Origin of the sequence: Serratia microhaemolytica (assembly GCF_004011885.1) — a bacterium.
In the GTDB taxonomy this organism is placed as follows: Bacteria; Pseudomonadota; Gammaproteobacteria; order Enterobacterales; family Enterobacteriaceae; genus Serratia_G; species Serratia_G microhaemolytica.
In genome coordinates this window covers 1-3963 of the sequence record NZ_SBEF01000073.1, presented here as the reverse complement: position 1 = coordinate 3963, position 3963 = coordinate 1, and the positions used below count along the sequence as shown (strand labels likewise).

3 protein-coding genes are annotated in these 3963 nt (G+C 52.7%); all 3 read right to left on the bottom strand.

Annotated features, from left to right (window positions below; translation table 11 throughout):
• Positions 1-346: 346 nt before the first annotated feature.
• Positions 347-748: a hypothetical protein gene (locus EOJ37_RS13685; RefSeq protein WP_127960447.1), complete on the bottom strand. Its 402-nt coding sequence runs from the start codon at positions 746-748 to the stop codon at positions 347-349.
• A gap of 69 nt (positions 749-817) precedes the next feature.
• On the bottom strand, positions 818-1120 hold the full coding sequence (locus tag EOJ37_RS13680; protein ID WP_127960446.1) for a hypothetical protein: 303 nt from the start codon (positions 1118-1120) through the stop codon (positions 818-820).
• Between the two features lie 65 nt (positions 1121-1185).
• Positions 1186-3963 (bottom strand): RHS repeat domain-containing protein (locus EOJ37_RS13675; protein WP_162473707.1); only part of this gene is annotated, 2778 nt, incomplete at its 5' end.

Below are 3963 nucleotides of genomic sequence, written 5' to 3'. Positions count from 1 at the left end.
CGTTCATACGAAGACTTACTAAGACCGCCAACAGCGCAAAGATGATGTTCAACCGCTCGCTTACGCGAGCAGTAAAGCAAATTAGCGTTCAGGGCGAAAGCCCTTTTTTTACATTTAAAGTTGGCAATTATGCCGTTATCCACAGAAATACGACGCCAATGTGGGACAAACTACGATGATAAAAGGGGACAGACTTTTTTGGCTTCGATGACAATGTGGTAAAACCGCTCATTTTCCCATCAATTTTATGATGAATAATTTGGGACAAAATACGATGAGAGCGTGGGACGCAACAAGGAGTAGCAGCTAATAAAGAAGAGCGATCATTATGATCGCTCTTCTTATGTTATGCCAAATAAATTGATTTCATTGCTCTAATGAACTGTTCATTATCATCAAAAAACAATTCAACTCCTGTAGAAGTGGTAATTTTCAATGTTTCTTCTCTTGATATAGAGAAGTCAACACCAATTTCTGTGAGATATTTTTCAATCTCACAACCACTTGATTTTCTTGTCACCTTATGTTGACTCAAAAAAACCTGAGATATTCTATCCATGTTATACTCGATGAAACAAAGTTCATTGTTTTCAAAAATATATTCAACTCCAAAACGAAGCACAAACCATACGCCATTTGATGGACTACGAGATTCAGACTTACCATCTTCAAAAAAAAAATCCGCGTATTTCATGCCGAAATAAATTTTCTTATCAGCGCGGTCAAGCAAAAAATCCATAAAGGTCATGATAGCACCTCTAATAATTTGTTAAACCTGACCAAACCTCTCTCTGCCTGACTTAACCCAGGCGTTACTTTACGCAGGATAGAAAAAAAACTTGTCCACTGAAGTAAAGAATGTGACATACCCATCGATAGCAGAATCTAAAGATGCTTCTAAAAATATGATGCATCCACCTAAAGAAACTGTCAGAATGCCGTCTTCTTCATAGCAGATAACCTCAGCCACTAGTGTTACTACTTCATCCCTAAAATTTATGCTTGATGAAGTCTCATTTGAAATAGCTATGTTCCTGTCAAACTCAAATGTATCATTTATATCCACTTCAGTATCGTAATTGCCCCCAACAACAGGTGGCTCTCCAACCCAAAACGCCATCCCACACCCTAAGGGCGATGTGAATCTAACATATGAATTAAATGATTCCGTTACAGATATATTAATCATTTTTTTAGTGGCACCCTAACCACAAGATTATCAACATTCATAACATTATTCACTATGTCATAAGTCCAGGTTTCTTCATGGTAATGATGTTTTGTTGGTTTGCTGTTCATTTCATGAGCTCCATAACGAATACTACGTTTACCATCAGCAGATACTATTCTGTTTGCATCAGGAACCCCTGTCCTAGGGTGAATATTTGTATGTGGCTTCGGACCAAGAAAAGCATCCCATCGGTCTATAACATCCTCTGGTTTAATTGTTTTTTGAGCATATGTTTCAATGTGATAACCTTGTCCAATAGTTTTATCTGTACCGCCTATTGGACTCAGTGGATTATCACGGCTGTTTTTTCCCGCACCACACCCCGCCAAGCCGAGGGGGTCCACCCACTCCAGTGGGTTGGCGACGTAGGCCATTGGGTTTGGGCCACCGGCTAAGCCGAGTGGATCCGGGCTTAAGTAGCTGCCAGTCTGTGGATTGTAGTAGCGGAAACGGTTGTAGGCAAGCCCGCTTTCTGCATCTTCCAATTGCCCAGCAAACAGTAATTGGGGGTCGTGCCGATCTTTCGGTAGGTGTGGCATCACGTCGGGTCGCCGACCCCACAGGCTGACTGGCCGTTTGCGCCAGACCCGTTGCCCGCTTTCGCTGTACAGGCACAGCGGTAAGCCGTTGAGGTCGGTCACCGCGTAGGTGGTTTGCCAGCCGCGCACAGGCACGGTCGGCCAGTCGATGCCCGGTTCAGGTTCCGGTTCGCGCCATTCATCCTGTTGTGCCAGTAGGTGGAAGCCGTTGAACACCCAGTGCCGCAGGTGGATCAGTTCACCGTGTCGGTATTCCAAGATCAGCGCCAGCGTGTCGCCGTCCCAGAGGTAGACGGTTTTCTCTCCGTGTCGGCCGCCGCTTTTTTCGATCCGCCTGCCCAGTGCGTCGTAACGGTATTGCCAGGTATGACCTGACGGGTGTTTAAAGCCGATCAACTGGCTTTGGCTGTCCCAGCGATAGTGTGAGACCGCCGGTAGGAAGCCTCGGCCGTCGATCACTTGGCGCGTTAACCGTCCCGCTGCGTCGTGTTCAAACTGGTCGTCCCCTTGCCGCCACAATCGGTGTCCGGCGGCGTAGTGGCTCTGCACCTGCGCTGTGCAGTGGTGGGCGAGCTCTTGCGTCTGCAACTGGCCGGTCGGGTCGTAACGGTAATATTCATGCTGCGTGTCAGCGTGCTGTACCGCGACGATTTGCCCGTTGCCGTTTAGCCGGTAGTGCGTTTCGCCGTCGTCGTTGACCGCTACGCGTTGCCCGGCAGCATCGTAATGCAGGTGGCGATCGAGGCTGGCTTGCAGCGGCAGTGTTTCGTGCTGTGGCCGCAGCGGCGGTTTACCGGCGCGCTGGCGGATCAGCTGGTTCATCACGTCGTAATCTTGCAGCAGTTGGAAGCCCTGCGCGCTGTGGCGGCGGAGTTCATTGCCGACCGCGTCGTAACTGAACTGCAATCCAGCGTGGTGCGGCAGTTGCACGGACAGCAGTTCGCCGACCGCGTTGTAGCGGTATTCGGTGATCAGCGGGGCGATCTCCGGGTGCGCGGTGAGGCGGATTTCGCGCACTTTGCACTGTGCGTCCGGGTAGCGGTAGTGAATTTCATGCTGCGGGTGCTGTTCACAAATCAGCCGTTGGGCGGTGTCGTAATGGTAGCGGATCGCGCCGTCGATATCGTCGATGCCGAGCAGTTGACCACTGGCGCTGTAGCGGTAGTGCAGTGTTTTTTCCGGTCGCACGGCGGCGATGCAGCGCCCGCAGGCGTCGTACTGGTATTCGGTGCTTTCGCCTGCGCCGTTGGTGCGGCGGATGCAGTGGCCGTCTTGATCGTAATCGTAGCTCCAGCAGGCACCGGCGTAATCCTGTTCGCGGATCAGTTGGCCTTGGGCGTTGTAGTGGTAGCGGTAACGTTCGCCTTGCGGGTTGACCACTTCGCTCAGTTGGGCGTGTACCTTGTCGTAGTGGTAGACCCAGCGCTGTCCTTCGCCGTCGATGCGCGCCACTGGCAGGTCAAATGCGCCGTACTCCAGCCGCCATTCGGTGCCGTTCGGGTCGCGGTAGCGCAGCAGGTTGCCGTGCCGGTCGTGCTGATAGTCGGCGTGGTGCTGGTTCGGGTAGTGTACCCGGCTCAGTTGCTGTGGGGTGCGCCATTCAAAGCGGGTGACGGCTTGGTTCGGCATCACCAACTGTTCCGCTTGGTCACGCGTGTTGTAGTGCAGTTGGTAGTGGCGCCCAGCCGGGTCGAGCAGGTGCGTCAGGCGTTTGTGCGCGTCGTACCCCCAGTGGGTCTGGCTGCCGCTGCTGTGCTGGCGGGTGGTGAGCAGCCCGGCGCTGTCATAAATGAAGCGGATCTCTTCGCCACCGGGCAAGGTGAGCTGGATAGGCTGGCCGAGCGCATCGTACTGTTGTTGCCAGCGGTGGCCGTCGGGGTCGACCACTTCACACAATTTGCCCTGCTCGGTGTAGTGGTAGTGCCACTGTTGCCCGGCTTCGTCGATGTATTGGCTCAGTAGTGTGCTGTGCGGCAGGTAGTGGTAGTGGCTCTGCCGCCCCTGTGGGCTGGTTTTACTGGTCAGGTTGTGGCGGTCGTCGTAACTGAAATGAGTGCGGTGCCCGGCCGGGTCGTCAATGCAGACGATGTTGTCGTGCGCGTCACGCCAGTAGCGGGTGCAGGCGCCCTGGCTGTCGATGACGTCGGTGTAGTCGTCACCGTACACCAGGCGGCCGCAGTAGTAGCCGTCGGC